Annotated in this window: 23 protein-coding genes; 8 read left to right on the top strand and 15 right to left on the bottom strand. The window is 64.3% G+C overall.

Going from position 1 to position 22,693, the window contains the following annotated elements:
- Window positions 1-7: 7 nt before the first annotated feature.
- Window positions 8-316 (top strand): hypothetical protein, encoded by a 309-nt coding sequence (locus J0I42_RS12225; RefSeq protein ID WP_291655108.1) that lies wholly within the window; start codon window positions 8-10, stop codon window positions 314-316.
- A 117-nt stretch (window positions 317-433) separates the two neighbouring features.
- Window positions 434-979 carry a hypothetical protein gene (locus J0I42_RS12220; RefSeq protein WP_291655107.1) on the top strand — a complete coding sequence of 182 codons (546 nt, stop codon included), beginning with the start codon at window positions 434-436 and terminating at the stop codon, window positions 977-979.
- 919 nt (window positions 980-1,898) lie between these two features.
- Here the strand turns inward: J0I42_RS12220 and J0I42_RS12215 are convergent.
- The 3 genes from J0I42_RS12215 to J0I42_RS12205 all read right to left on the bottom strand — a co-directional run bounded on the left by J0I42_RS12215 (window position 1,899) and on the right by J0I42_RS12205 (window position 3,913).
- A complete protein-coding gene (locus tag J0I42_RS12215; RefSeq protein WP_291655106.1) occupies window positions 1,899-2,042 on the bottom strand; it encodes a hypothetical protein in 144 nt (47 codons plus the stop codon).
- Window positions 2,043-2,131: 89 nt separating this feature from the next.
- Complete coding sequence (locus J0I42_RS12210) at window positions 2,132-3,499, bottom strand: tyrosine-type recombinase/integrase (protein WP_291655105.1); 1,368 nt, start codon at window positions 3,497-3,499, stop codon at window positions 2,132-2,134.
- 120 nt (window positions 3,500-3,619) lie between these two features.
- Window positions 3,620-3,913, bottom strand: a complete 294-nt coding sequence (locus J0I42_RS12205; RefSeq protein WP_291655104.1) for a hypothetical protein — start codon at window positions 3,911-3,913, stop codon at window positions 3,620-3,622.
- Between the two features lie 394 nt (window positions 3,914-4,307).
- Here J0I42_RS12205 and J0I42_RS12200 point away from each other — a divergent pair, with 394 nt between their 5' ends.
- The 3 genes from J0I42_RS12200 to J0I42_RS12190 all read left to right on the top strand — a co-directional run bounded on the left by J0I42_RS12200 (window position 4,308) and on the right by J0I42_RS12190 (window position 7,511).
- Window positions 4,308-6,095, top strand: a complete 1,788-nt coding sequence (locus J0I42_RS12200; RefSeq protein ID WP_291655103.1) for a peptide ABC transporter substrate-binding protein — start codon at window positions 4,308-4,310, stop codon at window positions 6,093-6,095.
- A 223-nt stretch (window positions 6,096-6,318) separates the two neighbouring features.
- The gene (locus J0I42_RS12195; RefSeq protein WP_291655102.1) at window positions 6,319-7,293 is read left to right on the top strand and encodes a Bug family tripartite tricarboxylate transporter substrate binding protein; all 975 of its coding nucleotides are present in this window, start codon (window positions 6,319-6,321) and stop codon (window positions 7,291-7,293) included.
- Between the two features lie 53 nt (window positions 7,294-7,346).
- On the top strand, window positions 7,347-7,511 hold the full coding sequence (locus tag J0I42_RS12190) for a hypothetical protein (protein WP_291655101.1): 165 nt from the start codon (window positions 7,347-7,349) through the stop codon (window positions 7,509-7,511).
- 17 nt (window positions 7,512-7,528) lie between these two features.
- Here J0I42_RS12190 and J0I42_RS12185 read toward each other — a convergent pair whose 3' ends face one another.
- Window positions 7,529-7,909 carry a regulatory protein RecX gene (locus J0I42_RS12185; protein WP_291655100.1) on the bottom strand — a complete coding sequence of 127 codons (381 nt, stop codon included), beginning with the start codon at window positions 7,907-7,909 and terminating at the stop codon, window positions 7,529-7,531.
- Between the two features lie 193 nt (window positions 7,910-8,102).
- Entirely contained in the window at window positions 8,103-8,522 is a 420-nt protein-coding gene (gene arfB / locus J0I42_RS12180) for an alternative ribosome rescue aminoacyl-tRNA hydrolase ArfB (protein WP_291655099.1), read from the bottom strand.
- A 99-nt stretch (window positions 8,523-8,621) separates the two neighbouring features.
- Here arfB and mazG point away from each other — a divergent pair, with 99 nt between their 5' ends.
- Entirely contained in the window at window positions 8,622-9,458 is an 837-nt protein-coding gene (gene mazG, locus J0I42_RS12175; protein ID WP_291655098.1) for a nucleoside triphosphate pyrophosphohydrolase, read from the top strand.
- A gap of 12 nt (window positions 9,459-9,470) precedes the next feature.
- Here the strand turns inward: mazG and hflX are convergent, their stop codons facing one another.
- The 7 genes from hflX to dusB all read right to left on the bottom strand — a co-directional run bounded on the left by hflX (window position 9,471) and on the right by dusB (window position 18,846).
- A complete protein-coding gene (gene hflX / locus J0I42_RS12170) occupies window positions 9,471-10,799 on the bottom strand; it encodes a GTPase HflX (RefSeq protein WP_465247677.1) in 1,329 nt (442 codons plus the stop codon).
- 73 nt (window positions 10,800-10,872) lie between these two features.
- On the bottom strand, window positions 10,873-11,121 hold the full coding sequence (gene hfq, locus J0I42_RS12165; protein ID WP_038365847.1) for an RNA chaperone Hfq: 249 nt from the start codon (window positions 11,119-11,121) through the stop codon (window positions 10,873-10,875).
- Between the two features lie 328 nt (window positions 11,122-11,449).
- Entirely contained in the window at window positions 11,450-12,817 is a 1,368-nt protein-coding gene (gene ntrX / locus J0I42_RS12160; protein ID WP_291655097.1) for a nitrogen assimilation response regulator NtrX, read from the bottom strand.
- Window positions 12,814-15,105: a sensor histidine kinase NtrY-like gene (locus J0I42_RS12155; protein ID WP_291655096.1), complete on the bottom strand. Its 2,292-nt coding sequence runs from the start codon at window positions 15,103-15,105 to the stop codon at window positions 12,814-12,816. Before J0I42_RS12155 ends, ntrX begins: the two co-directional genes overlap by 4 nt.
- Window positions 15,106-15,227: 122 nt before the next feature.
- Entirely contained in the window at window positions 15,228-16,679 is a 1,452-nt protein-coding gene (gene ntrC / locus J0I42_RS12150; RefSeq protein ID WP_291655095.1) for a nitrogen regulation protein NR(I), read from the bottom strand.
- Window positions 16,680-16,695: 16 nt separating this feature from the next.
- Window positions 16,696-17,838, bottom strand: coding sequence for a two-component system sensor histidine kinase NtrB (locus J0I42_RS12145; protein ID WP_291655094.1), 1,143 nt, complete (start codon window positions 17,836-17,838; stop codon window positions 16,696-16,698).
- Between the two features lie 18 nt (window positions 17,839-17,856).
- A complete protein-coding gene (gene dusB, locus J0I42_RS12140) occupies window positions 17,857-18,846 on the bottom strand; it encodes a tRNA dihydrouridine synthase DusB (protein WP_291655093.1) in 990 nt (329 codons plus the stop codon).
- Window positions 18,847-19,022: 176 nt separating this feature from the next.
- On the opposite strand from dusB, the gene J0I42_RS12135 reads away from it, so the two are divergent.
- Window positions 19,023-20,228 carry a bifunctional 2-C-methyl-D-erythritol 4-phosphate cytidylyltransferase/2-C-methyl-D-erythritol 2,4-cyclodiphosphate synthase gene (locus J0I42_RS12135; RefSeq protein WP_291655092.1) on the top strand — a complete coding sequence of 402 codons (1,206 nt, stop codon included), beginning with the start codon at window positions 19,023-19,025 and terminating at the stop codon, window positions 20,226-20,228.
- A gap of 2 nt (window positions 20,229-20,230) precedes the next feature.
- Window positions 20,231-20,728, top strand: coding sequence for a CinA family protein (locus J0I42_RS12130; RefSeq protein ID WP_291655091.1), 498 nt, complete (start codon window positions 20,231-20,233; stop codon window positions 20,726-20,728).
- Here J0I42_RS12130 and J0I42_RS12125 read toward each other — a convergent pair whose 3' ends face one another.
- The 3 genes from J0I42_RS12125 to J0I42_RS12115 all read right to left on the bottom strand — a co-directional run bounded on the left by J0I42_RS12125 (window position 20,729) and on the right by J0I42_RS12115 (window position 22,687).
- On the bottom strand, window positions 20,729-21,202 hold the full coding sequence (locus tag J0I42_RS12125; RefSeq protein WP_291655090.1) for a type II toxin-antitoxin system RatA family toxin: 474 nt from the start codon (window positions 21,200-21,202) through the stop codon (window positions 20,729-20,731).
- Between the two features lie 91 nt (window positions 21,203-21,293).
- Window positions 21,294-22,307, bottom strand: a complete 1,014-nt coding sequence (lipA, locus tag J0I42_RS12120; RefSeq protein WP_291655089.1) for a lipoyl synthase — start codon at window positions 22,305-22,307, stop codon at window positions 21,294-21,296.
- Between the two features lie 101 nt (window positions 22,308-22,408).
- A complete protein-coding gene (locus J0I42_RS12115; protein ID WP_291655088.1) occupies window positions 22,409-22,687 on the bottom strand; it encodes a GlsB/YeaQ/YmgE family stress response membrane protein in 279 nt (92 codons plus the stop codon).
- Window positions 22,688-22,693 lie beyond the last annotated feature (6 nt).

Below are 22,693 nucleotides of genomic sequence, written 5' to 3'. Positions count from 1 at the left end.
GTCTATGATGCCGAACACCACCGTTCCGGCAGCCGCCCCCGGCTTGCCTCAAGAAACCCTCAGCGCTGGCTGGTATCTCTTCCGCCAGCCCAATGGCGCGGATCGCCTCCTCTGGCTGGAGCGCCTTGGCGCAATCTGGGCGATCGCAGTCTCGCCCACACTGGCCCACACCGGCCAGGCGCAGGCTCATCTTTCAGATGACGCCCTAAGGGCCGCCGCCCCGCGGGCCGTCAACATCAACCCAGGTGCCCGTTCACTCACAGCTTGGGAGGCGACCAATTCGAGTAAATGTAACAATCTGCACCGCGGCTGTTGAAGCTGCACTGATGCCTAGAAAGCAATGGCGAAAGCCTCGAGTAGCGCTATCGTGGATTCGATTCGGCTATGCGGCCTTAATCTAAAGCGGCTATTGGTCGGATATAGGGGATCAAGCGTGGACCTTCCGAATATTCCGACTGATAATCTGTATAAATTTGTAACGCTCGCCAGCGCTGCAGTATTTTGTTTTTCGATTTGGCAGGAAGATTCAGTAGTTTCAGAGTACTCTCGTAGCTCTAGCATATTAAGAGCGAATAACGATTCCCTCGCCTTCCAAATTGATATCATGAAGGACAAAACAAAATACTTCGAAGAATTAATCAAAGAAGATTTAAATGAAAATCAACGAGAATCAATCATAAAACGCTGGGACAAGATCCGGTCAGAGTCGGACGAAATAGTCAATCGGCATGCCGATAATATTAAAAATTTGGGTAAGGCAAATTTCGAATCGGATCGAGTTATCCGTCTGACGCCGATTATACACTGGGCACGATATGGATCTATCGTGACTTTTTTCTTGGGAATATTTTTCTGGTATTTCAATCATCAACGCTACCAAGACGCATCCGCAAGGAACGAGGCCCAGAAGCAGGCGGTCGCAAGGCGGGCAAATGCGAAACGCGCAGATCGATCCACGTCCGCGAATCCGCCCCCCTAGAACCGGCTACACCGAAGCACCATCAGGAGAGGAACAGCAGGGAAGGCCATTTTGCTCAGCCCATCTGTAGCTCTGCTCTGGCAGTTACTTCGTGACGATGTTTACGGCTATGCCTAGGACGCCGGCAACAAGGACCCCCCAGAACAGGTTCCGAAAAACCGCTTGCCTCCGTCGCTCCACCACAACGTTCGCCCCAAACGCAAAACTTATCGGAGGGAAGAAAAAATTTTTCATACTCTCCACTGCGGATATGACGGCATAAAACATAACGCCAATTGTTGAGATAAGAATAAATATGTCAGCGTTATTGATCGCCCCTTTTGAAATTGAATAATAAGCAAATATAATGGAAACAATCAATGATATAATAGATTTTGATCTAAAATTTGATATTTTATCTATAAAACTATAAGCAGTTTCTGACGCTGATAGGAGATTATCTAATTCAGATATGGTTGTCATAGATTCTGACCTTGAACCAGAAATATCAATTCTACACTTTGATGAAAACAAGCTCTCGCCAAAAGTAACAGAAAACGACCTAAACACATCAGATATTGAGGCAGATTCGATAGATATATTTTTAATAAAAGATGGAGCTATGGATGTGTCTTGAAGAATGGAAGAAAGAATCTTCGACTTAAGCTTAGATCCATCGGACAAAGTAAATGTTATCGTGCATTCAGATTTTGTGTAAGTGGAAGCAAGGGAGATAATTCTATTAATTAAATCTTGATCAACCTTGTATGCCCCAGGATATACTTTCGACCTTGAAAATTCAGCAGTCAATTTTATGCCCTCAAACAGCTATCGGCGCTCATTTTACGCTGAAGTGATACTCTGCGCTCGGAACGAAGGCAATTCACGCCACGGACTGGATTTGGTTGGAAATGGGGAGCCTCCGGCACGAGCGCTGCCGTCACCGCCGCGCGATCAGCCGCAAGCCGTAGCGGCCAGGAATGGCGATCGTTCCAGCCGGGCCATTGACGACAAGCTTCCGGCCCAGGCTCGTCGAGTACATGTCGGTCGGCGTCGGGCCGGTGCGGCGCTTGAAGTCGGCCATGGTGCCGCCGACGGGGGACTGGAGATGCAACTCGCGCTGCGCCGCGATCTAAGTATAGGCAACGCAGCCAGCGACCAGCTCACCGGTCGCTACAAATCTAGCCATCCCTGCTCCCCTTGCTCGCCCTGCTTCCTAGTTTTGGGGCGCTTGGCTTTCGCGGTCTCGTTTTGTTTGGCCGGTGGCGAAGACGCCGCCTCGGGTTTGGCACCGGCGCAGAACGTCGACCACGCATCCATCAGCTCGCGCCGCTTCGATAAGGCATCACCGCGGCGATAGGCGCGCTCCGTTTCGTCGCCGACGATGTGCGCAAGGGCCGCCTCTGCCACCTCGCGCGGAAAAGCCGTCTCCTCGCCTGCCCAATCTCGGAAGCTCGATCGGAAGCCATGCACAGTGGCGTCATGCTGCCCCATGCGTCGGAGCAGCATCGCCATGGCCATATTGGACTGCGGCTTGCCGCGCTTCATGCCCTGAAACACGAGCGCGGTTGGCCCGTCGACTTCTCGGATCTCACGCATATCGTTCAGGATAACGAGCGCGCGATCGCAAAGCGGGACACGATGGGGGCGCCCGCCTTTCATGCGCTCTCCGGGCACCGTCCAGACCTTCGCCTGCAGGTCGATCTCCGCCCATGTCGCACCGAGCGCCTCTCCCGACCGGGCGGCCGTCAGGATCGTGAACTCGAGGCAAGGCGCCGCCCTTCCCTCTTGCTCGCTGAGGCGCTTCAGGAAGGCCGGGACGTCCTTGTAGGGCATGGCCGCGTGATGCCCTGCCAAGGCCTTCCGGCGCCGCGAGAGTAGCGTATCGAGATGATTGCGCCACTGAGCCGGATTCGGGCCTGAGCGGTGCCCCTTGGCCGTTGCTGCGGCGAGGACGGCTTCGATCCGCCCGCGGAGGCGGGAGGCAGTTTCGGGTTTGAGCTGCCAGATGGGCGAGAGGACTTGCAGGACGTGATCCGTCCCGACCTCGCTGACAGAGGTTGCGCGTAAAGCCTTGAGCCCGACCAGGTGCTCGGCCTGCGCCTTTGCGTTGATCCTGATTTTGCTCTCGACTGCTTCCACGATCCCGAGCGTCGATTTCCATTGTGCGATGTGCTTCGGGTTTCGCCAGCCGGGAGACATCGTCTCGACGTAGCTCTCCGCGAATTCGCCAAACGTCGGGATTTCGGGGCTGATTGAGCCGGAGCGCCTTGCGTCCAACGGATTGATGCCGGCGGCAAGAAGCTTGCGGGCCGAATCAGCAGCCGCCCTGCCCCGCTCCAGTACCGCCTTGGGATCTTCGGCGGGCCTGATGCCGCCCAGGCCCATTTCCCTCTGCTTGCCCTGCCAACGGAACATAAAGAGCCAGCGACGGGCGCCGCTGGCGTCGACTACGAGATAGAGGTTTCCGCCGTCTGCGTGCCGACCCTGGCTCAGGCTAAACACGTTCTTGAGCGTGAGTCGCTTCAGGCTCTCAGCCATTTCTACCCCAGCGGTTACCCCAGCGAGAATGTTTGTAGGGCCCGATGCCGCGTTGAGCAATGGCGTATAACGACGGAATTTAAATAGCTGATATTACTCCAATAAATTGGATTATACCGTTCAATCGCGAATGACGGCGGAACGCAGATATGCGGACACCCCTTCCGCCAACGCGTCGGGTGCCGGCCGCCGTGGAAAGAAGGGTTTGCCGCGGAAGAGCCGCTGCCGGTCTTCCTGGGCCCGCGCGGTCCGCGTCATGCGGCCCTTCTGATTCCCGCTGCCGAACGACGCAGCATCGACCTTGCCGAGATCGACAGGTTCGACTTCCGCTTGTCCGTCATCAAGCCGGCGGAAGCGGCACCGGCCCCAGATCCGACGTCGTGACACTGTCGAGCGGATCTTTCCGGGCACCATCGCCCATCGGGGCAGAGCGCCCGCTGGTAAAGAACAGTGCGCTCAATCCGATGAGGAAGATGAACGTAATATATCGCGTGAACATAAAACCCCGCAGCCAGATGTTCGCGGGAAGATGATTGGGCCTGAATTCTCAAATTGCATTCAATCCAGAGCGTAAAATTGCGCTCATCCGGCCTTTTCCGCGTTCGATAGACGCTCCTTCCGGCCGTGTCACCGCGCTGCGATAGCGCCGGCCACTACGTGCTTAGTCGGGTGACGTAACGCATTGCCGGCATGGTCGCTCCACTCGCAGACTGGACGCCTGCGCCCGGCCATGCATTGCTGACGCGCCAACAACGACACGGCATCGAATGCCGGAGGCACCAATTCGCTGAAAAGGTGGAGGGAACCCATGAAGGAAGAGGAAATCCGCGGCCTGGTCGCAGGCGTGAAGGACGGTTCGCTATCGCGACGATCCTTCATCCAGAAGATGGCAGCGGTTGGCATCACGGCGCCGATCGCAACCCAGATTCTCGCCTGGAACGACGTCGCGATGGCCCAGCCGGCCGATACCTACAAGCCGACCAAGGCCGGCGGCGGAGGGCCGCTGAAGATCCTGCTCTGGCAGGCTCCGACCCTGCTCAACCCGCATTTCGCTTCGGGCACCAAGGACCAGATCGCGTCGCGCATCTTCTACGAGCCGCTCGCCGGCTGGGACAAGGAAGGCAACCTGATCCCGCAGCTCGCCGCGGAAATACCGAGCAAGACCAATGGCGGCCTCTCCGCCGACGGCAAGGAAGTGACCTGGAAGCTGAAGAAGGACGTGCAATGGCATGACGGCAAGCCGTTCACGGCCGACGACGCCGTCTTCACCTGGGAATATGCCGCGGACCCCGCGACTGCCGCCTACACCACCGGCTCCTATGCCAATATCAAGGTCGAGAAGATCGACAGCCACACCATCAAGGTGATCTTCAAGGAAGCCACGCCGTTCTGGGCCGATCCCTTCGTCGGCGTCGCCGGCATGATCATCCCGAAGCACCATTTCGGCGAGTACAAGGGTGCGAAGTCGCGCGAAGCTCCGGCCAACCTGAAGCCCGTCGGTACCGGCCCCTACAAATTCGTCGATTTCAAGCCCGGCGATATCGTGCTCGGCGCACGCAACGAAGGCTATCACGTCAAGAACAAGCCGCAGTTCGACACGCTCGAGGTCAAGGGCGGCGGTGACGCGGTCTCGGCGGCGCGCGCCGTGCTGCAGACCGGCGAATACGACTATGCCTGGAACCTGCAGGTCGAGGACGAGGTCCTCAAGCGCATGGAGGCCGGCGGCCGCGGCAAGGTCGTGGCGGTCAAGGGCGGCGACGTCGAGTTCATCATCCTGAACACGACCGATCCGTGGACCGAGGTCGATGGCGAGCGCTCCAGCGTCAAGACCAAGCATCCCTCGCTCAGCGACCCCGCCGTGCGCCAGGCGATGAACCTGCTGATCGACCGCGACTCGATCGAGAAATTCATCTACGGCCGCGGCGGCGTCGCGACGGCGAGCTTCGTCAACGAGCCCAAGCAGTTCAAGTCGACCAAGCTCAAATACGAGTTCAACATCGACAAGGCGAACAAGATCCTCGACGAGGCCGGCTGGAAGAAGGGCGCCGACGGCATTCGCGAGAAGGACGGCAAGAAGCTCAAATACGTCTTCCAGACCTCGATCAACGCCCCGCGCCAGAAGACCCAGGCCATCATCAAGCAGGCCTGCCAGCGCGCCGGCATCGACCTGGAACTGAAGTCGGTCACCGCTTCGGTGTATTTCTCGTCGGACGTTGCCAACCCCGACACCTACACCAAGCTGTACTGCGACATGGAGATGTATACCACGACGCAGCCGCAGCCCGATCCGGAGCGCTTCCTCAACCAGCTCGTCTCCTGGGAGATCGCCAACAAGGAGAACAAGTGGCTCGGTCGCAACGTCTCGCGCTGGTCCGATCCGGCTGCGGACGAGGCCTACAAGGCCGCGCAGAAGGAACTCGATCCGGCCAAGCGCGCCGCGCTGCTGATCAAGGTCAACGAGATCTTCTGCGAGGCCAACGTCATCCTGCCGATCCTGTCGCGCACGGTCGTCGGTGCCTCTGCCAACAACCTCACGCCCGACATCTCCGGCTGGGAGGTGACGACCTGGAACCTGGCGAGCTGGTATCGTAGCTGATCGCGGCCCAGGCCGGGGAGGCCGGGTTATCCGTCCGGCCTCCGTTCCAATCCTGCCCCCGGCCCGATGGGCCGGGGATGCTTCCAGGCATCCGGATGGCGTCAGCCAGACCCGGCATGAGTCCGTGCGACGATCCGCTCCGCATCCCTGCCCTCTGCTCCGGAACCCTGCCCGCCACGAAGGCAGGGCCGACACACGCCGCCTCAAGGGAGAAGCATCCACAATGACGACGAAACGGGACCTGATCCTCGCGACCGCCGCCTTTGCGCTGCTCGCGGCTGCGCCGGCGCTGGCCGATACCTGGCCGCAACGGCCGATCACCTTCATCGTGCCCTTCCCCGCCGGCGGCGGCACCGACACCTTTGCCAGACCTCTCGCCGCCCAGCTCGACCAGCAGCTTGGCCAGCGCATCGTCATCGAGAATCGCGGCGGCGCCGGCGGCACGGTCGGCGCATCCGCCGCGGCGAAGGCCAAACCGGACGGCTACACCTTCTTCGTCGGGGCGGCTCATCATGCCATCGCGCCGGCACTCTATCCGAAGCTCGACTACAACATCCGGACCGACTTCATCCCGATCGCGGTCATCGCCCAGCCGCCGCAGGTCATCGTGGTCCACCCCGGCAAGGTCCAGGCCAAGACGGTGGCGGAACTCGTCGAGTTCGCCCGGAAGAACCCGGAGAAGCTGAACTATGCCTCCGCCGGCAACGGCACGACGCATCACCTCGCCGGCGAGCTCTTCCAGATCTCGACAAAGACCAAGCTGACCCATGTGCCCTATCGCGGCGCCGGACCGGCGCTGCAGGACACCATTGCCGGTCAGGTCGACCTGCTGTTCGATGGCCTCGGCTCTTCGGCCGCGCAGATCCAGAGCGGCGCGTTGCGGGCACTGGCCGTCGCCGCCCCAACCCGCTCCGAAGCCGTACCGGACGTGCCGACAGCCAGGGAAGCCGGTCTGGAAGGCTTCGAAGTCTCGACCTGGTACGCGCTCTGGGCGCCCAAGACCACGCCCCCGGAGATCGTGACGAAGATGCGCGAAGAGGTGCAGAAAGCACTCAGGACGCCGACGATCGAGGCCGTCTGGAAGAAGAGCGGTTCGCCGATGCCCACCCTCTCCGGTGAGGATTTCGGCAAATTTGTCACGGCCGAGGTCGAGCGCTGGGGCAACGTCGTCAAGGAAGCGCAGGTCAAGCTGGAGTGAGGCTTGCGGTTGCGGGCCCCTTCCTTGTCGCATTGGCCTGAATGCGGAGCGCGATGCCTGAGGGCTGGAGCGTGGTGAGGCTGGCCGTGATCGGCATGCTGATTGCGCTCGCCGCTTTTGCCGCGCTGCTGGCGGTGGGGTTCCTCATCGACTTCGCGACAGTACCCTGTCAGGACGGTGTCTGGGATGCGACGAAGCAGCGTTGCATCCCGGCCTGACGCGACGCGCCAGACCTTCAGAGCAGCGCGCCGTTTGCATCTTCCTCCTCCCAGCCGTCGATCACGGCGCGGGCGACCGCGATCGTGAAGCCGGCTCGCGCCATCGCGGCGAGATCCTTCTGGCGGCTCGCGGCGCGGTCACCACGAGACCACGGACCGAGCCGCTTGCGCTTCGCGGCCTTGCGAGCCGCGGCCAGTTCCTCCTCCTCGCCGGTGCGGCTGGCCCGTTCGGCGAGTTCGCGGCCCACGCCTTTCGCGGCCAGCGTTGCGGCAACGGCGCGCGTCGAACGTCCCCGGCGCCTGAGTGTCGCCGCCCGCGCCTCGGCGAAACGGCGATCGTCCACAAGCCCGGAGGAGATGCACCGCGCCACCACATCGTCGAGAGCAGCAGCGTGCATGGCCGGCTCTTCGCCATGATGGCGACAGCTCAAGGCGATCTTGCGTGCCAGAACCCTGCGCAATTGCGCCGCCGGCGCGGAATAGCGCTCAAGATAATGCATCGCTGCGCGCTGGAGATATTCGGGTGTGATCCGCCGCGGCGTTCGGGCAGGGCGTGCGCCCTGCCCTCGCCGATCTTCCTGCTCCGGCATGCTAGTCGGATACCGGCTTCTGCCGGCCGGCCTTGACGCCGGAGCGCTTCTCCTTGGAGGCGAGCCGGCGTTCCTTCGAGGCTTTGGTCGGCTTCGTCGCGCGCCGGACCTGCGGGCGCACGGCGGCCGCCCGAATCAGTTCCAGCAGGCGCTCCACCGCCTCCTCGCGGTTGCGCTTCTGGCTGCGATGCGTCTGGGCGACGATGACGATCACGCCGTCCTGCGTCAGCTTGCTGCCGGCGAGCTTCATCAGCCGGATCGCGACATCGTTCGGCAGCGACGGAGAGCGGCGCGCGTCGAAGCGGATCTGCACCGCGCTCGACACCTTGTTGACGTGCTGCCCCCCCGGGCCGGAGGCGCGCACGAAGCTTTCCTCGATCTCGCTCTCATCGATCGCGATGGACGGGGTGGCTTGAATCATGGGAGGAGGATTATCAAAGTTTTGCGCATTGCCTCAGCGAAAAACCGGTCTCCGCCTTTTCGCGCAATGCTCCGCCTGATTTCACGGAGATATGCAGCGTTGAAGCCTTCTCGCGAGATCGATGGCCTGATCGCGATCATGGCCGCGCTGCGCACGCCGGGGACCGGCTGCCCCTGGGACCTTGAGCAGGATTTCGCCTCGGTCTCGCCCTATACGGTCGAGGAGGCCTATGAGGTCGCGGATGCGATCGCCCGCGGCGACAGGCTCGACCTCAAGGACGAACTCGGCGACCTCCTGCTGCAGGTGGTGTTCCATGCCCGCATGGCGCAGGAGGAGGGCTCCTTTGCCTTTCCCGACGTGGTCGAGGCTATCACCGGCAAACTGATCCGCCGGCATCCGCATGTGTTCGGCGACGCGCGCGATCTCTCCCCGGCCGAGGTGAAGACGCTCTGGCACCGGATCAAGGCCGAGGAGAAGGCCGCCAAGGCGGCGGCGCGGGCAGCCACCGGCCTGCCGCCGCAGACCGAGGAGCGCGGCGTGCTGGCCGGCGTGCCGCATACCCTGCCCGCCCTCACCCGCGCCTGGAAACTGCAGGCGAGGGCCTCCACCGTCGGCTTCGATTGGAACGATGCCCGTCTCGTGCTCGACAAGATCCGGGAAGAGACGGCCGAAATCGACGAGGCCCTGGCTGGAGGCGACAAGGCCGCGATCCATGAGGAGATCGGCGACCTGCTCTTCGTCGTCGCCAATCTTGCCCGCCATGCCGATGCCGATCCGGAAGGCTGCCTCGCCGCTGCCAACGCCAAGTTCGAACGCCGCTTCAGGGCGATCGAGGAGGCGCTGGAAGCCGAGGGTCGGACAGCGAAGGAGGCCCGCCTCGACGAGATGGAAGCGCTCTGGCAGGCGGTGAAGAAGCTGGAGAAGGCCGCCGGTTAGCCGCAGCAGGGCTTATCCCTGCCGCTCAGCCTCGGGAAACCGCGCTGTGAAGGCCCCTTCCCGCTCGAGCGGCAGGCGCACGACAAGCTTCAGCCCGCCCTCTTCGCCATCCTCGCGTTCGAGGATTTCGCCATTGGCATGCAGCCAGGCGAGCGACTTGCCGTCTCCGGGCTCGAGCTCCAGCCTGTAGACCGGTCGGCTCAGTGCGATCCGCGCCTCGATCGCGCGTGTCAGTCGCTCGATGCCTTCGCCGGTCAGCGCCGAGACGAGAACCGGGCGCGATCCGTCCGGCCGAAGCGTCGCGATGCCGAGCTGGCGCTCGCGCTCGGCCGGTTCGAGCAGGTCGGCCTTGTTCCAGACCTCGATGACGCGTTGGCCATCATCCGGATTGATGCCGAGATCGCGCAGGATCGCCTGCACGTCGGCAGCCTGAGCCTGGGTATCCTCATGCGCGACGTCGCGAACATGCAGAAGCACGTCGGCCTCGATCGCATCCTCCAGCGTGGCGCGAAAGGCCGCGACGAGCTGCGTCGGCAGGTCCGAGATGAAACCGACCGTGTCGGAGAGCATGATGCGGGCGCCGTGGGGCAGCTTGATCGCGCGTGCCGTCGGATCCAGCGTGGCGAAGAGCATGTCCTGCGCCAGCACCTCCGCGGAAGTCAGCCGGTTGAACAGCGTCGACTTGCCGGCATTGGTGTAGCCGACCAGTGCAACGATCGGATAAGGCACGCGTTTCCGGCTGGCGCGATGCAGCGAGCGGGTGCGCTTCACCTGCTCCAGATCGCGCTCGATCTTGGTCATCCGCTCCTGGATGATGCGCCGGTCGGCTTCGATCTGGGTTTCGCCGGGGCCGCCGAGGAAGCCGAAGCCGCCGCGCTGGCGCTCAAGGTGGGTCCAGGATCGCACGAGCCGGCTTTTCTGGTAGTTGAGATGCGCCAGCTCGACCTGAAGCGCGCCTTCCTTGGTGCGGGCGCGCCGCCCGAAGATTTCGAGGATCAGGCCGGTGCGATCGATGACCTTGCAGCCGAAGGCCTTTTCGAGATTGCGCTGCTGGACCGGCGACAGGGCGCAGTCCATGACGACGAGCCCGATATCCTCGATCTCGATCCGTTCGGCCAGCTCCTCGACCTTGCCCTTGCCGAGATAGGTCGCGGGGCGTAGCGCGGTCAGCAGCACCTGCACCGGTTCGACGACCGTCAGGTCGATCGCAGCCGCGAGGCCGACGGCCTCGTCGAGCCGCGCCGCGAAGGAACGCTGGTTGGCGTCGACGGAGACGCCCCGCTTCTGCATGTAGGGGCCTACGACGAAGGCGCGCGTATTCGCCGCGATGTCGCGTTCGATCTCGTCGAGCGGCTTCGCGCCTGTGACGCGCGTGGCCGCCCGATCCGTGTCGTCCTTGTGGCTTGCAGCCAAATCAGTTCTTGTCCGTTTCCTCGGGCTCGAACAATTGCACCGGATGGCCGGGCATGATGGTCGAGATCGCGTGCTTGTAGACGAGCTGCGAGTGACCGTCGCGGCGCAGCAGCACGCAGAAATTGTCGAACCAGGTGACGACGCCCTGCAGCTTGACGCCGTTCACGAGGAAGATCGTCAGCGGGATCTTCTGCTTGCGCACATGGTTGAGGAAAGTGTCCTGGAGGTTCTGTGCCCGCTCGGCGGCCATGGGTAGTCCCTGTTGTTGGGATCGCCGATCGGATTAAATCCGGCGATCCAGTTCGTTCCGTTTCGGGCCGGCGGCGCATTCCACCAGCGTCGGAACACCGATGTTCCATTAGATCGTCGTCTTCGCCCGCAACGCAAGTGCAGCAATGCTGACTTTAGATGCATGCTGCCTGCGTGGCATGCAGATGGACATGCACCGAGCGCCTAACGCCGCTTCTTGGCCAGGCCTTGTCCGGCACCACCCCGGTCATTCCCGGCCGTGCCACAGGCGCGAACCCGGAACGACGAGGATGTGGTTCCAAATGACCGTCGTCTGATATCGCGCCAGATCAGCCGACGCCCAGCGACTTCAGCTTCCGGTGCAGCGCCGAGCGCTCCATGCCGATGAACTCGGCCGTACGCGAGATGTTGCCGGAGAAGCGCGCGATCTGTGCGATCAGGTACTCGCGCTCAAAGATTTCGCGCGCGTCGCGCAGCGGCAGGCTCATCAGGCGCTCGCCGCCCGAGCCCGACGGAGTCGTCGGCACCATCGCGCCGACCTCGGCCGGCAGCATCTCGATCGTCACCTCGGCCGTCGGATCACCCTTGGTCAGGATCATCAGGCGTTCGACGTTGTTGCGCAGCTCGCGGATATTGCCCGGCCATTCGTGCGACTGCAGCACGGCCATCGCATCGCTGCCGATCTGGCGCTTGGGCAGGCCGCTCGCGACCGAAATCTGTTCCATGAAGAACTCGATCAGCTCGGGCACGTCCTCGCGCCGCTCCGATAGCGGTGGCACCTTGATCGGCACTACGCTGAGGCGGTGATAGAGGTCCTCGCGGAAATGCCCGTCGGCGATCAGTTGCGCGAGATCGAGGCTCGACGAGGAGATGACGCGGACATCGACATGGACACGCGTCGCGCCGCCGACACGCTGGAAATTCTGATCGACCAGCACGCGCAGGATGCGGTTCTGCGTCTCACGCGGCATGTCGCCGATCTCGTCGATATAGAGCGAGCCGCCATGCGCCTCCTCGAGCGCACCGATCCGGCGCGAGCGCCCGTCGCCGCCTTCGACGCCGAACAGCTCCTCCTCCATCGTCTCGGGCGTGATCGTCGCCGCATTGATGACGACGAAGGGCCCGCTCGAACGGGTCGAGGCGCTGTGCAGCGTGCGCGCCGCGAGCTCCTTTCCGCAGCCCGGCTCGCCGGTGATCAGCACGCGCGCATTGGTCGGCGCCACGCGCTCGATCGTCTGGCGGAGCTGATTGACCACCGTCGTGCGCCCGACGATACGGTCGGCCTGGACGGAGCGGGTCTTGAGCTCCCGCACCTCGCGGCGCAGTCGTGACGCCTCCAGCGCGCGCTCCGCGACCAGCACGAGCCGGTCGGCCTTGAAGGGCTTCTCGATGAAGTCGTAGGCGCCGCTCTTGATCGCCGAGACCGCCGTCTCGATGTTGCCATGGCCCGAGATCATCACCACCGCGAGATCGGGATGATTCTCCTTGATCAGCTCCAGGACCTGCAGACCGTCGAGCCGGCTGCCCTGCAGCCAGATGTCGAGGAAGACCAGATTCGGCCGGCGCGATGCGATCGCGGCCAGCGCCTCGTCTGCGGAACCGGCCTTGCGGGTCCGATATCCCTCGTCTTCCAGCAGGCCGGCGACCAGATCGCGGATATCGACTTCGTCGTCCACTACCAGGATGTCAGCGCTCATAGGCGTATCCCATTCTTCGAATCATCCGTGTTGCGCGCGCCGTCGTTCGGCCGGGCGGCCGCATCGTCGCCCTCTGTGTCCTGCGCGGGACCTGTTTCGGGGAACCACAGGCGAATGCGCGCACCCCGTGCTCCGCTGGCGGAATCCGGGCGGTCGAGCAGCTCGATGCCGCCGCCATGATCCTCCAGGATCTTGCCGACGATGGCGAGCCCCAGCCCCGTGCCGCCCTCGCGCGTCGTGATATAGGGCTCGAGCAGCTTCTGGCGCTGATCGGCCGGCAGGCCCTTGCCGTTGTCGATCACGTCGATGACGATCCGGCCATCGTCGAGCCGTGCCATATTGATGTCGATCCGGCCCTGCCCGCGCTCCTCCGCCGGCACCGCCTCGATCGCCTCGGTCGCGTTCTTGATGACGTTGGTCAGCGCCTGCGAGATCAGGCGCCGGTCGAAGCGCGCCGGAACGGCATCGGCCGGGAGCACCTCGGCGATCGTCGTCTGGGGATTGCCGACCCGCCAGAGGAAGACGATCTGCCGAACCGTTTCGACGATGTCCTCGCGGGCGAGCGAAGGCTTCGGCATGCGGGCGAAGGACGAGAATTCATCGACCATGCGCCGGATATCCTCGACCTGCCGCACGATCGTATCCGTGCATTGGTCGAAGACGTCCTTGCCCTCGACGATGACGCGCCCGAAGCGGCGCTTGATGCGCTCGGCCGAAAGCTGGATCGGCGTCAGCGGATTCTTGATCTCGTGAGCGATCCGGCGGGCGACATCGGCCCAGGCGGCGGTGCGTTGGGCAGAGACGAGATCGGTAATGTCGTCGAGCGTCACGACGAGGCCGCCCCCGCTCCCCTCGCCCTCCCGCACCGCGCGGATATTGACCATCCGGTCCTGTCCCGCACGCGTGAAGGCAACCTGGCCGGAACTCTGGCGTTGCCGGTTCTGCAGGGCTTCCGTAACGAAACCCGCCACCTCGGGCGCGACATCGCCGATCGGCTTCCCGAGCAGGCGCCCGCCGGTCCCGAGCAGGTTCTCGGCCGAGCGGTTGATCGTGGTCACGTGCCCGTCGCCGTCGAGACTGAGCACCCCTGAGGAGACACCGGAGAGAACCGTCTCGGTGAAGCGTCGCCGTCGGTCGATGACCTCGCTCGCCGTGACCAGGCTGTCGCGCTGGCGGCGCAGCTCCGCCGTCATCTTGTTGAAGGTCTCGCCGAGATGCGCGAGATCGCCCTCCGATCGTCGGATCGGCACCTGGACATAGAAATTTCCGCTCGACACCTGGTCGGTAGCATCGATCATCCGCCGGATCGGCGCGACGAGCCCGTTGGCGAAGCTCAGGCCCAACCAGATCGCCGAGAGCAGCAGGATCAGCGCGATCAGCCCGTACATCGAAGCGAAGGCGATCTGCACGCCTTTCCGGCGCGCATCGATCGACAGGTATTCGACGGCGGCTCCGCGCGCGACCGAAGGGAACTCGACCGCGAGCGGATCGACCTCGCGCGCGACGTGCAGGAAGCTGTTGTCGTAGCTCGGCAGCTTCATCACGGCACCGAACACCGTTCCCGCCCGCGGGATCACGCAGATCGGTTCCGGGGCGGCCTTCGCATCGTCGAAAGCGGCCTGGTCCGGCGTGGGGGGATTGCGCAGCACATTGATATTGGCGCGTGCAATCACCTTGTCCGGCGGCTGCATGATCGTGGCGACGGGCAGGCCGAGCGCCGTCGCGCGCGACGTCAGGAAATTCTCGAACCATTTGCGGTCGACGTCGAAGGCGGGCTTCGCCCGGCTCAGGTCGTCGGCGAGCACGCGGATTTCGCGGCCGAGCGAACGACATTGGCTGGCGGCATACGCATCCGCGACCTCGACCGACTTGAACACCGCATCGCGCATCCGATCTGAGAACCACGGTTCCAGCCCGCGCTCGATCGTGACGGTGGCGATGATGGCGACAAGCACAGCCGGCAGGGCGGCGATGATGCTGAACAGGCCGACGATGCGAACATGAAGACCTGCCGCCGCCGCTCCCGCCTTGCGGGCGCGGATCAGCACGGCGGCCTCGATCGCCACGATGACGATCAGCACCAGGATCAGCAGCGCGTTCAGCACGAACACGCCGACCACGACCTCGTGCACGGGCACGATCGGCGTCGCGCCCGACAGCACCAGGAAGGTGAGCAGCGCCGAGATCAAAGCCAGCGCGACGACGATCCCGCCGACCCAGCCCGATACGCGGCGGGACTTCTCCTCGCCGCGCGGCATTATTCTGGCTTCGTTGACCGACGCGGACACGTTTCCCGACAACTCCGAGATGGCAGGGATCGCGAACCGATCACGCCTGCAGGGCGCCACTGATGCGCCGCCGCAACGGTGTTGTCAAAATATGACATTCACAAGGCGGAAGCGGCTCTGCCTCAGCGCGGTGAGCGCACCACCTGCATGTCGAGTTCGCGAATCTTCTTGCGCAGCGTGTTGCGGTTGAGGCCGAGCAGCTCCGCGGCGCGGATCTGGTTGCCGCGCGTAGCGGCGAGCGCAGCGGCGATCAAGGGTGGCTCGATCTCGCGCAGGATGCGATGATAGAGGCCTGGCGGCGGGATATTGTCGCCGAAACCGCCGAAATACTGGCCGAGGTGGCGCTCGACGGAGCCGGACAGGGTTTCCGCCCGCTCTGGTGCCGCAGGGCTGCTCGTAAACCCTGCTCCCACCGCCGCCGGCTGCAGCTCGGCCTCGATGATCGGTGCAGTGATCGTTTCCTGCGGATAGAGCGCGGCCAGGCGCCGGACCAGATTCTCCAGTTCGCGGACATTCCCCGGCCAGCGATATTGCCGCATCACGTCCATCGCTTCCGAATCGACCTGCTTGCGCGGCAGCCCCTCCTTCTCGACCAGGGAGAAGAAATGGCGGACGAGATCCGGGATGTCCTCGATGCGCTCGCGCAGGGGCGGCAGGCGGATCGGCACGACATTGAGCCGGAAGAACAGATCTTCACGGAACAGCCCCTGTGCGATCGAGATGCGCAGGTCCTTGTTGGTCGCGGCGACGATGCGGACATTGGTCTTGATCGGCGTGCGTCCGCCGACCGTGGTGTATTCGCCCTGCTGGAGAACACGCAGCAGGCGCGTCTGCGCTTCCATCGGCATGTCGCCGATCTCGTCGAGGAAGAGCGTGCCGCCCTCCGCCTGCTCGAAGCGGCCGGACGAGCGCGTCAGCGCTCCGGTGAAGGCGCCCTTCTCATGGCCGAAGAGTTCGGATTCGATCAGGTCCTTCGGGATCGCGGCCATGTTGATCGCGACGAAGGGGCCGTTCTTGCGCTTGCCGTAATCGTGCAGCGCGCGCGCCACCAGCTCCTTGCCGGTGCCGGATTCGCCGTTGATCATCACGGTGAGATCGATCGGCATCAGGCGTGCTAGCGCGCGATAGACATCCTGCATCGCCGGCGAGCGGCCGATCAGCGGGATGTCCTCGGCCTCGGCCGCATGGCCACGGGCTGCCTCACCACGCGGGCGCGACATCGCCCGCCCGACGATGGCGACGAGCTCCTTCAGATCGAAGGGCTTCGGCAGGTATTCGTAAGCGCCTCGCTCCGACGCCTTGATCGCCGTCATGAAGGTGTTCTGCGCGCTCATCACGATGATCGGCAGTTCGGGCCGCACCCGCTTGATGCGCGGCAGCAGGTCGAAGGCATTGCCGTCCGGCATGACGACATCGGTGATGATCAGATCGCCCAGTCCCTGGGCGGCCCAGGTCCAGAGCGTGGCGGCCTGGCCCGTGGTCCTGACTTCGTAACCCGCTCGCGCGAGCGCCTGGTTGAGGACGGTGCGGATCGCGGCGTCGTCATCGGCGACGAGGATGTGACCGGTCGGCATGTGTTGCTTGATGCCCTTACGTTGCCTGCCCCGGCCTGAGCTGGTGCAGGGGCAGGAGGATCCTGAAATGCGTCCGGCGCGGGACGGACTCGCATTCGACGATGCCGCCGTGATCGCCGATCACCTTGGCGACGAGTGCAAGTCCAAGGCCACTCCCCTGGGCCTTGGTCGTGACGAAGGGATCGAACAGGTGCTGCACCAGATCGGCCGGCACACCGGGACCATTGTCGCGCACGGCAATCTCCAGCGGCAGAGCGATGCGCTCCGCGGATCCCGGAACTTGAAGTCGGATGCCGGGGCGATAGGCCGTCGTCAGAGTGATCTCGCCGTCGATCGCGTCCTCGCCGATGGCCTCGGCGGCATTCTTCACGAGGTTGAGCAGTACCTGGACAAGCTGGTCGCGATTGCCGGCGACCGGCGGCAGCGATGGGTCATACGCTTCCGTGAAGCGGATATGCCGGGCGAACCCGGACCGTGCGAGGCGCTTCACATGGTCGAGCACGTCATGGACATTCACCGCGTCGCGCTCGCTCGGCCGCTCGTCGCCGAACAATTCGACGCGCTCGACCAGCTTCACGATCCGGTCAGTCTCGTCGCAGATGAGCTGCGTCAGCATCCGGTCGTCGTCGGAGATCGAGCCCTCGAGCAGTTGCGCCGCGCCCCGGATGCCCGATAGCGGGTTCTTGATCTCATGGGCCAGCATCGCACCGAGGGCGGTGATCGAGCGGGCTGCCCCTCGATGCGTCAACTGCCTGTCCATTTTTTCGGCAATTGTCCGTTCCTGCAGCATCAGTACGACTGCATCGCCCTGATTGCGCAACGGGGAGGCAAAGACATCGACGATGTGATCGGTGCCCAGGCGCGGTGTGCCGAGATCGAGGCGGTACTCGCTGACGCTTGCGCCGCGGCGCTGCACCTCCTCGATCACACCCAGGACGGGCGAACCGAAGGCGACGAGATCGTCGATGCGCTGGCGCTTGAGCAGGGCGGCGCTGGACTGGAAGAAATCCTCGGCTGCCGTATTCGCATAGAGCACGGCATGGCTCTCGCCGATCACCAGCACCGGCATCGGCAGGACGTTCAGCGCCTGGACCTCGATCAGGTCGAGCAGATAGGTGCCGCCACTTCCCGCTCCCTTGTCGGCAAATACCGCCGTCATCGGCTGCTCCTTGCGGCTTCAGGCCGCTTCGCGATTGCGGTCGGTCGAGAACAGGCCGGTCAGCGCCGCCAGGACCTGCCTGGGCTCGTCGGACGTCAGGAGGCTGCGGCGCAGATCCGCATCGGGCTCGCAGCCATCGGCGATGGCATCGTCGGCATAGGCCGCCAGATGCTTGCGGGCATGGCGCACGCCATGCGCTACGCCGATCAGGGACAGGAGGCCCTCGTAATGCTCGCGCGCCAGCGCCAGCTTCTCGGCCAGCGTCGGCCGGCGGAACGCGCGCCCGTCGAGCGCCGCACCGATCTCGCCGACCAGCCAGGGCCGGCCGAGCGCGGCGCGGCCCACCATCACGAAATCGGCGCCGGACTGATCGAGGCAGGCCCGCGCATCTGCCACGTCGTGGATGTCGCCATTGGCCACCAGCGGGAAAACGCCGGCGGCACGCACGGCCGCGATCGCGCGCCAATCGGCCGTGCCCTTGTAGAATTGCTGGCGCGTGCGGCCATGGACCGTGATCATCCGCGCACCGGCCGCAACAGCCCTGCGGGCGAGCTCCGGCGCGTTTCGGGAGGTATCGTCCCAACCGAGGCGCATCTTGACCGTTACCGGCACGCTCGTGGCGGCAACAGCGGCCTCGACCAGGGCGACGGCATGATCGAGATCGCGCATCAGCGCCGAACCGGCCCAGCCTCCCGTCACCTTCTTGGCCGGGCAGCCCATATTGATATCGACGATATCGGCGCCGTTGGCTTCGGCCAGCCGTGCCGCCTCCCCCATCCAGTATGGATCGCAGCCGGCGAGCTGGACGACATGCGGCGAGACGCCCTCGCCCTCGGCGCGGATGCGCGCTTCCTCGCTGCCGCGCACGAACTCGTCGGACGCCACCATCTCCGACACGACGATTCCGGCATGGCTGCGGGCCGCGAGGCGGCGCATGACGATGTCGGTCACGCCGGACATCGGCGCCAGGAAGGCGCGGGACGTGATCGGGATACCTGCGATGTCCAAAGGGTCCGCCTGCTTTTAAGGCAATTGTCTCGATGCATATTTATTGGACAATGCTGCAGAAGCGCAAGCACTTGGAGAAATTGCTGCGACGCAACAGCGTCACACCCCCTGCCCCATTGCTGCAGAATTGGTTATGGCATGCGCCCATGACCCGCTTGCAGACAGAACCCAGCGCCATGCTCCATCAATCCGATGCGCTCCCGCCGGTTGCAGCGCTGCTCGTCGCGGCAGGCCGTGGCCTGCGGGCCGGCGATGGCGAGCCGAAGCAGTATCGGCTGGTCGAAGGCCGCCCCGTTCTCGCCCATGCCCTGACGCCATTCCTGGCGGAGCCTGCGATCGAACGTATCGCCGTCGTGATCGGAGAGGGCGACGAGGCACGCTATGCCGATGCGATGGCCGGCATCGACAGCGCGCGGCTCGCCGCCCCCACTTTGGGCGGTGCGACGCGACAGGCGTCGGTACGGCGCGGCCTGCTCGCGCTCTCGCGCGAAGGCTTCGACGGCATCGTGCTGGTTCATGATGCAGCGCGGCCTTTCGTCTCGCGCGCCCAGATCAGCGCCGCGATCCACCGCCTCGCCGCCGGCGGTATAGCGGCGATCCCGGCCTTGCCCGTGACCGATACCGTGAAGCGCACCAGTCCCGACGGTCATGTCGCCGAAACCCCGCCGCGCGACCAGCTCGTCACCGTCCAGACGCCGCAGGCCTTCCGCTTCGGGCCGCTGCTGGAGGCCCATGAAGCAGCGGAAGCGGCCCGGCTGCATGGCTTCACCGACGATGCCGCCCTGATGGAGTGGGCGGGCCATCCGGTCGCGACCTTCCATGGCGACCCGGCCAATGTGAAGCTGACCCATGCCGCGGATTTCCAGCGAGCCGCGGCCCGCCCGGGCAAGACACTCGTGACGCGCGTCTGCACCGGCTACGACGTCCATGCCTTCGGGCCCGGCGATCATATCTGGCTCGGTGGCGTCCGGATCGGGCACGATCAGGGCGTCGTCGCCCATTCCGATGGCGACGTCGCGCTTCATGCCTTGACCGATGCCCTGCTCGGCGCGCTCGCCGATGGCGATATCGGGACGCATTTCCCGCCGAGCGATCCGCAATGGCGCGGCGCGGCTTCAGCCCAGTTCCTGGCCTTCGCCGTCGAGCGGGTCCGCGACCGCGGCGGCCGGATCGACTTCCTCGATCTGACCGTGGTCTGCGAAGCTCCGAAGATCGGCCCGCATCGCGAGGCGATCCGCGCCGAGGTCGCGGCGATCGCGGGGATCCCGCTCGGCAAGGTCGCGATCAAGGCAACCACGTCGGAACGCATGGGCTTCATCGGGCGCAGCGAGGGCCTGGTCGCCTTTGCGACAGCGACGATCCGCCTGCCCGAGGAGGACTAGCCGTGTTCGATCTCGAGACCCGTTCGCTCGCGGCCGAGCTTCTCAACATGAGCCAGGAGCGCGGCTTCACGGTTGCGACGGTCGAATCCTGCACCGGCGGTCTGGTCTGCGGCGCCCTCACCGCCATCGCCGGCTCGTCCTCGATGGTTCAGGGCGGCCTGATCACCTATGCGAACGAAGCGAAGGCCGCGCTCGCCGGCGTACCCGGGGAACTGATCGAGCAACATGGTGCCGTCAGCGAACCCGTGGCGCGCGCCATGGCGGAAGGCGGGCGCGCACGCCTCCACGCCAGTTTTGCGGTCTCGATCACCGGCGTCGCCGGCCCAGGCGGCGGCAGCATCGAGAAGCCGGTCGGCCTGGTCCATTTCGCCTGCGCCGGCGCTTCCGCCACGCACCATCGCGAACGCCGCTTCGGCGAGTTGTCGCGCGACGAGATCCGCCGGCTCAGCGTGCTCGAAGCGCTCGACCTGCTGCGCGAGGCCGTGCTCGCCGGCCCCTGATCAGCCGCCGATCGCGGGCGCCGCACCCCGCCCATAGACCAGCTCGGCGCGCCTCTCGAAGGCTTCGGCGAATTTGCGGAAGGCCTTGTCGAACATTGCGCCCATCAACAGGCCGAGCATCCGGCTTGCGAATTCGTAGGAGATGAAGAACCCGACCTCGCAGCCCGCCTCATGCGGCTTGAAGGTCCAGCGGTTCTCCAGATAGCGGAACGGCCCGTCGACATATTCGACGAGGATCTTGAGATTGGCCGGATCGAGCGTGACGCGACTGGTGAAGGTCTCGCGGATCGCCTTGTAGCCGACGCTCATATCGGCCAGCAGCACCTCGCCGCCACCCTCGCGCGGCGTGCGCCGGCGCACCGTCAATCCCTCGCAGAGCGGCAAGAACTGTGGGTATGTCTCGACATCCGCCACGAGCGCGAACATCTGCTCGGGCGAGTGCCTCACCCGGCGGGTGCTGTTGAACATCGGCATCGAGGACGAGCCTTCCTAGATCATCGCGCGTCCAATCGGACGCGGTCACGATGATCTATCCTATGGGTTTGCATCGGATAGATCCGATGCTTTATGCGCGGCGGTTGTGGCCGATACCGATCTGGGCATCGCGCGCCGCCCGCAGCCGGGCGAAATCCTCGCCGGCATGATGCGAGGAACGGGTCAACGGCGTCGAAGATACCATCAGGAAGCCCTTGGCATAGGCGATGGTCTCGAAGCTCTTGAACTCGTCCGGCGTGACGAAGCGGATCACGGCGTGGTGCTTGCGCGAGGGCGCGAGATACTGGCCGATCGTCATGAAATCGACCTCGGCCGAGCGCAGGTCGTCCATCAACTGGAGCACCTCGTTCCGCTCCTCGCCGAGGCCGACCATGATGCCGGACTTGGTGAAGATGGTGGGGTCGAGTTCCTTCACCCGCTGCAGCAGGCGTAGCGAGTGGAAATAGCGCGCGCCCGGGCGGACCTTCAGATACTTGCCCGGCACGGTTTCGAGATTGTGGTTGAACACGTCCGGCTTGGCCGCCACGACCACTTCGAGCGCTCCGGGCTTGCGCAGGAAGTCGGGCGTCAGGATCTCGATGGTGGTGCCGGGCGACGCCTTGCGGATCGCCTGGATGACATTGGCAAAATGCTCGGCGCCGCCATCCTTGAGATCGTCGCGATCGACCGAGGTGATGACGACATGCTCGAGGCCGAGCTTGGTGACAGCCTCGGCGATCTTGCGGGGCTCTTCGAGATCAAGCGCCTGTGGCACGCCGGTCTTTACGTTGCAGAAGGCGCAGGCCCGCGTGCAGGTGTCGCCCATGATCATGAAAGTGGCGTGCTTCTTTTCCCAGCACTCGCCGATATTCGGGCAGCCGGCCTCCTCGCAGACCGTGACCAGCTTCTCGGCCTTCACGATCGCCTTGGTCTCGGCCCATTTCGGCGAGCCCGGCGCCTTGACGCGAATCCAGTCCGGCTTGCGCAGGACCGGGTTCTCCGGCCGCTTCTGCTTCTCGGGATGGCGGACTTCCGTGGCCTGCGCCTTCGGATTGCCGGCATTGGGCCGCGGATCGCGGTTCAGCAGGTCGAGAACAAGCGCCATAACAAGATCCGGGCTTCAGCAGCGGGAGCCGGCCCAAGCCGGCTTCCCCTAGCTAATCCCCAAAGCGCTCTGCCGCAACTGCTGCCCCCGGCAACAGAGCTTCACCTGCGACCGCGGGCCGCGTTCCAGATCACGATGACGATGATGGCGCCTGCGATGGCGGCGGTCAGTGTCCGCCAGAAACCGAAGACCGGAATCTCCAGGAGCTCCGCGACCTTGGCGCCGACGAAGGAGCCGGCGACGCCGACGAGCATATTGGTGAAGAGCCCGTGATCGGACGAGGTCAGACGCTCGGCGATCCAGCCGGCGAGGAGGCCGATCAGCAGCGTCATGAAGAAGCCATAGCCCGGCTGGGCCATGGTGGCGGCAAAACTTTCCATCGCGGA

Origin of the sequence: Allobosea sp. (genome assembly GCF_017308015.1) — a bacterium.
Lineage (GTDB): Bacteria > Pseudomonadota > Alphaproteobacteria > Rhizobiales > Beijerinckiaceae > Allobosea.
The sequence above is the reverse complement of the archived record's forward strand: the minus strand, read 5'-3'. Positions and strand labels throughout refer to the sequence as shown.

Excerpts from the sequence above, each read along its gene's own strand:
- lipA (WP_291655089.1), bottom strand. The coding sequence starts at position 22,307 with ATGGCGCTTGTTCTCGACCTGCTGAACCGCGATCCGCGGCCCAATGCC.
- J0I42_RS12185 (WP_291655100.1), bottom strand. The coding sequence starts at position 7,909 with ATGCACGCTGCTGCTCTCGACGATGTGGTGGCGCGGTGCATCTCCTCC.
- ntrC (WP_291655095.1), bottom strand. The coding sequence starts at position 16,679 with ATGCCGACCGGTCACATCCTCGTCGCCGATGACGACGCCGCGATCCGC.
- hfq (WP_038365847.1), bottom strand. The coding sequence starts at position 11,121 with ATGGCCGCCGAGCGGGCACAGAACCTCCAGGACACTTTCCTCAACCAT.
- J0I42_RS12195 (WP_291655102.1), top strand. The coding sequence starts at position 6,319 with ATGACGACGAAACGGGACCTGATCCTCGCGACCGCCGCCTTTGCGCTG.
- J0I42_RS12190 (WP_291655101.1), top strand. The coding sequence starts at position 7,347 with ATGCCTGAGGGCTGGAGCGTGGTGAGGCTGGCCGTGATCGGCATGCTG.
- J0I42_RS12215 (WP_291655106.1), bottom strand. The coding sequence starts at position 2,042 with ATGGCCGACTTCAAGCGCCGCACCGGCCCGACGCCGACCGACATGTAC.
- J0I42_RS12200 (WP_291655103.1), top strand. The coding sequence starts at position 4,308 with ATGAAGGAAGAGGAAATCCGCGGCCTGGTCGCAGGCGTGAAGGACGGT.
- J0I42_RS12205 (WP_291655104.1), bottom strand. The coding sequence starts at position 3,913 with ATGGTGCCCGGAAAGATCCGCTCGACAGTGTCACGACGTCGGATCTGG.
- J0I42_RS12115 (WP_291655088.1), bottom strand. The coding sequence starts at position 22,687 with ATGGAAAGTTTTGCCGCCACCATGGCCCAGCCGGGCTATGGCTTCTTC.
- J0I42_RS12225 (WP_291655108.1), top strand. The coding sequence starts at position 8 with ATGCCGAACACCACCGTTCCGGCAGCCGCCCCCGGCTTGCCTCAAGAA.
- arfB (WP_291655099.1), bottom strand. The coding sequence starts at position 8,522 with ATGATTCAAGCCACCCCGTCCATCGCGATCGATGAGAGCGAGATCGAG.
- J0I42_RS12145 (WP_291655094.1), bottom strand. The coding sequence starts at position 17,838 with ATGACGGCGGTATTTGCCGACAAGGGAGCGGGAAGTGGCGGCACCTAT.
- ntrX (WP_291655097.1), bottom strand. The coding sequence starts at position 12,817 with ATGAGCGCTGACATCCTGGTAGTGGACGACGAAGTCGATATCCGCGAT.
- J0I42_RS12135 (WP_291655092.1), top strand. The coding sequence starts at position 19,023 with ATGCTCCATCAATCCGATGCGCTCCCGCCGGTTGCAGCGCTGCTCGTC.
- J0I42_RS12210 (WP_291655105.1), bottom strand. The coding sequence starts at position 3,499 with ATGGCTGAGAGCCTGAAGCGACTCACGCTCAAGAACGTGTTTAGCCTG.
- J0I42_RS12125 (WP_291655090.1), bottom strand. The coding sequence starts at position 21,202 with ATGCCGATGTTCAACAGCACCCGCCGGGTGAGGCACTCGCCCGAGCAG.